Source organism: Cohaesibacter sp. CAU 1516 (assembly GCF_005771485.1).
Lineage (GTDB): Bacteria > Pseudomonadota > Alphaproteobacteria > Rhizobiales > Cohaesibacteraceae > Cohaesibacter > Cohaesibacter intestini.
Genome location: NZ_VANT01000024.1, coordinates 1 through 4,540, shown reverse-complemented (window position 1 = coordinate 4,540; position 4,540 = coordinate 1). Strand labels below are relative to the sequence as shown.

Annotated in this window: 1 protein-coding gene and 1 pseudogene; both read right to left on the bottom strand. The window is 41.1% G+C overall.

Annotated elements, in window-relative coordinates; translation table 11 throughout:
- Positions 1–165 (bottom strand): annotated as a pseudogene (locus tag FDK21_RS21000) (IS5/IS1182 family transposase); the annotation flags it as partial.
- Positions 166–357: 192 nt separating this feature from the next.
- Entirely contained in the window at positions 358–3,846 is a 3,489-nt protein-coding gene (locus FDK21_RS20295; protein ID WP_138150684.1) for a hypothetical protein, read from the bottom strand.
- Between the last annotated feature and the right edge of the window lie 694 nt (positions 3,847–4,540).

Here is a 4,540-nt window from a genome sequence, read left to right as displayed (position 1 = left end):
CGGAGGGCGACCTCCCTTGGACCCATCGCCGTAACCGAGACCTTCGACAAGCCAGCCGCGGAAATACTCAAAATCAATAGTGGCATCGAGAACCTCGAGAGGGTCACCATGTTTGCTCAGACGTTCAAGATGCTCAGACAAACCGAATAGATTGCTTGGATTCATGCCATATCCCCCATGACTTTAGGGAATCATACGCCCGACAAAATTGCGAGGGGTTTTTGCGGGTCTCCAGCTAGACACTCGCAAAAACTCACTGCTATCAAAAATTTTGCTACTAAATGACAGGTATTGGCGCCACATACTCATGAACCTTGAAAGATTAGGGAGAACGAAAGTCCAATACGAGTAAATTCTTCAAATCTTACCAAATTGGAACCTAGATCGGACCTGAGCGGCCATACTTTCTACAAGCCCTTTCTTGTCCCCGATGAATGTTCCGCTGATGTGAGTGATTGATTTCTGCCAAACGTCCAAACCTTCATTATTGGTCTTTCTCCATTCCAGTTCGCCATGATTGGAGATTAAAAGTGTATCAAGGCCAAGCGCCCCGGCCATCTCTACAACAACAGTCGGAGGAGCAATTACTAAGTCCATACAGGACATCAAAGAAGCGACTTCTTCAAAATCGTTGAATTGGTCGATATCTTCGAAATCGATGAACCGATCTTTATAATGCGCGTCGATCCAAGGCCGCTCTTTAGAAATATCGTCATACTGCAGATTCACAAAAACCACATCTTTCATATCAAGCTCGAACAATGGCTCAAGTTGCTCAATAGTCAAATAATTCATATTTCTAATATGATCCGTTAGATGGCTACGCCAAGAAATACCTATAAAACGTTTTCCATATTTAACAAGTTCGTTACGATAAAATCGTGCTCTATTTGGGTCGCATTTCAAATATCTTCTTCCAGGGAAGTCGCCTTTTTTCTTCCGAAATCTCGAAATATAATCCGTAACCATTTTTACCTGCTTATGATTTTGGACCTGCCTATAACTATTGTTATCCAGTAGACGTATAAGCTCAGCGGTTGGCAACTGATCATAATTTGAATTTGGCGCATCTGGCATGAAGTATGAAACTCTCCTTGCCGAAATAAAAGCTATGTCTGGGTATGACCTACTTAGCAACGAATGAAGTCGAGTATCAGTAACGATCTGAATCTTATCTGAACCAAAATGTTTGGCGTAATCGGCATAGAGAGATGCAAAACGCAATTCGTCGCCTGGACCATATGAAGACAACAACACCAAATCCTCTGGAGCTTGATCATTGGAATCTAGATATTTTTCCTTGAAGCACCTTTTTACAGTTTCTCTGACAGGCACGTCATTGTAAAGGAAATAACCAGCTTCGACATCACCGAGGCCCAAGTGAATAGGAAGAATAATCTCGTTGCTTATCTCAAGCCCTTTTTCGTAAGCATTCCTAGCAACCTTCATAGCCTCCTCGAAACGCCCGAAAGATTTTAGAATACGAATATAGTGAGTATAAAAAGCGACTGATTGCGTTTCACCTTCTGCTCTTTCCAGTATTTCAAGCGCTTTCTCTAATTTGCCATTATGCACAAGTATCATTGAATACGTAACAATTAAATTTATATCTTCTGAATTATCTCGTAATAAATTGGCAATACATTGGTCAGCTCGGTAAAAATCTCCAACCTGACAGTAGGCAATGGCTTTCCCATTAGATATTTTTCTGTCCATTCGCAAAATTGAATAGATAAATTCCTCGAACTCCGGAAATAGAGGCTCAACAAATCGCTTTAGGCAGTGGATGAGTTTGTTTGCACGTTCAGGATTCAGCGCGATATCAAGAGAAACGTTTCGCAACAAATTGACCAACTCGTCTCGATCTTTTATGCTGACACAGTTAGTTATATAGGAATGAGTGCTATTGCGATTGTGATTGGTCAAGCACATAGCTTGGTGAAACTTAGCCAATTCCTGTGCTGCACCATTTTCTACACGATCACTCAATAGCGAAACCAGTTCTAAGACAAAACGTGTATCCCAGTTGCCAGTAATACAAATAATCATAGCCAATTCCAAAGCATCGTCCAATTGTGCGCTTCGGATCAATTCAGAATACAGTGCATAGTAATATGTGGCCACTTCGCTAGGAACGACAGAATTTTGTGATATTTGCTTAGCAAGCTTTTCAAGTGTTTCATTCTGAATCTCGTCAGATTTTTCGATTTTCTCCTTTAGGTCTTGTAATATATAAAAGTCGGTAGTGGCCTGCTCCAGTATTTGAACAGAGCTTTCGTCCTTGAAAGATTTGCTTTCCACCCAAGCCGCTTGTACAGGAAGGGCAAGGTTAGGACGATAGGTGCGGGTAAGTTCAATTAACTCTCGATAATCGTCCAATTCGATAAAATTTCGGAACTTACTCATAAAAATTTCAATATTGGGTTCCCCCGATAACCGCCCCATAACGATACAAAAGAAAAGCTTCTTATAGCTTTCTGCAGAGGTCTTGCTTAAGTAGTTGGAGATATTGACATTTCCGAAATACCTATTAAAGGCCGCGGAATACTTCGTATCCTGCATGAAATGGGGCCAAAACGACTCTCCAGTGTAACTACTAATGTGTTTTTCTGCTTCAGGTTCACTTTTAGGAACTCTTGCGACATTATTATATGAGTTCAAAAATTGATCTGCTTCGATGTGATAAACTGAGGATATGAAACCGACTCTTTTATCTCGAAGATTGCCCAGATATTTAGGATAGACCAACATACAAATGGCAAAAAGCTCTTCTAATGTTCTTTGACGGTTTCTTCGTTTGGTGTATTTTTCTTGCTCCAGCCGATCATCAGTCAACCCCCAGCCTGCATAAAAGGGATAACCGACCGTGGTGACCTTCACACCATGCATCAGCGCATCAAATCCAGAAAGCGAAGATATAGTGTAAATATGATCTACTTCTTTTAGGAACTGAATAAATGGAACAGTTGGCTCTACGACGGTTACCAGATTTTTGTATTTCCGAAATTTTCTGGAGGATTTTTGAAATCCATAGAAAACATCTGGATGAGGCCGGTAAAGAATGTCACAACCTGGGTTTTCAAGGATAGCCAAATCTAAAAGATTCTCAAAAGTCCATTTTTCAGGATTTCCGTACTTAATTGACTGGTCCTTATAAACCTGACCTATAACTGCCACAGTTTTTTTTGGTCTAACCCTTGCAGATTTGTTTTTTTTGTATTGATAGTATTTATATTTAGTCACCTCAAGATCTATATATAGCTTCAGAGACTCTTGATTATTTTTTTTAAATACTTCGTCTTCTGGCAAGTCGTAGTTTTGCAACAACTTCTCTAGGTCTGACGGTGTTTCTGCATTAAAATAAAGACTGCTTTCATCGAAAACAAGAGAATATGGCGTAGAGTGAGAAGCCCCAAGAGCAGCAGAGCGAACAAATCCATCTTCCACACGAGTAATCGATTTACCAAACAGCTTTCGAATAATCCAAGGCTCGTTGTAGCCCCAAACCATGTGTTTAATATTTTGTTCACGAAAATTCTTGAGCTCTTGGTATGCCTGTACGCTAGAAATCTTTCGAGGAGCAAAAACCAAACGATAATCATCTAAATAGTCGGCTAAAAACCCTAACTTCCAGTCATTGAAACCCCACATAATTGCGAGTGGCTTTTCTTTCCCTATGAGCCAATTGTCCCCAACAAAACGAAAACAAGTAGAATGCTCCATGTCCCTAAACACATCCCGGGGATCGTGGATTTCGTAAGGATACTCGAATTTCTTTGGAAATTTTGTGATGCCAAAATTTAAAATTTTCTTCAATTTTGAACTTGAGAGTTCTAAACGGTTCATAATTTTCTCAACATACTAAAAGTGGTCGTTAATCCCATCTGGAGATCCGCCAAAACCCTCCGTTCTGAGAAACCATCAGCGGAAATTTCAACTTTGGTTCCGTTTTGTTCTTACTTCGGCTCATGCTCGATCACGTGATTTCGTCGTGAGCGGTACGATATGTGAGGTTTTTGCAGGCCCCTATCTGGAGCATCGTAATTAAACCCAGTTCAAGTTTGAATTCAATACAAAATCTTACTCCTCTGCGTCTAAAAAAGTAAGCGCTGTTCCAGCCATGCGTTGCCGGGGTAATCCCCCCAGAGGTAATGGGATGAATTGCCTTTCCGCCAAATTGAAGTTACATGAGCTAATCCTACTGCGTCACTTTTCTGGCTGTGCATTTTTGTCTATTCCATTTTCTTCGACAACATGGGCAGAATTCGAGAGATTTCACTAGGGATTGTGCGATGAGAATACGCAAGGTTGCGATTGAGGTGGGATTATGCCTTTGCAGCCTTGCGGGTGGCGGCCGGTTTTTGTGACGTTTTGGAAATGGCAAATTGCGTGACGATTTGGGCTTTAGTTGGTCCTGAGAGCCGGATTTAAAAGTAGTTGAGCGATATCAATAGGTTGTGATTCAACCGTCTTTGATGAGAAGATGGAGGGTCATATGCCTTGGGATGATACCGCTCGGGTTCAATATAACCGGGATAAG

Excerpts from the sequence above, each read along its gene's own strand:
- FDK21_RS20295 (WP_138150684.1), bottom strand. The coding sequence starts at position 3,846 with ATGAACCGTTTAGAACTCTCAAGTTCAAAATTGAAGAAAATTTTAAAT.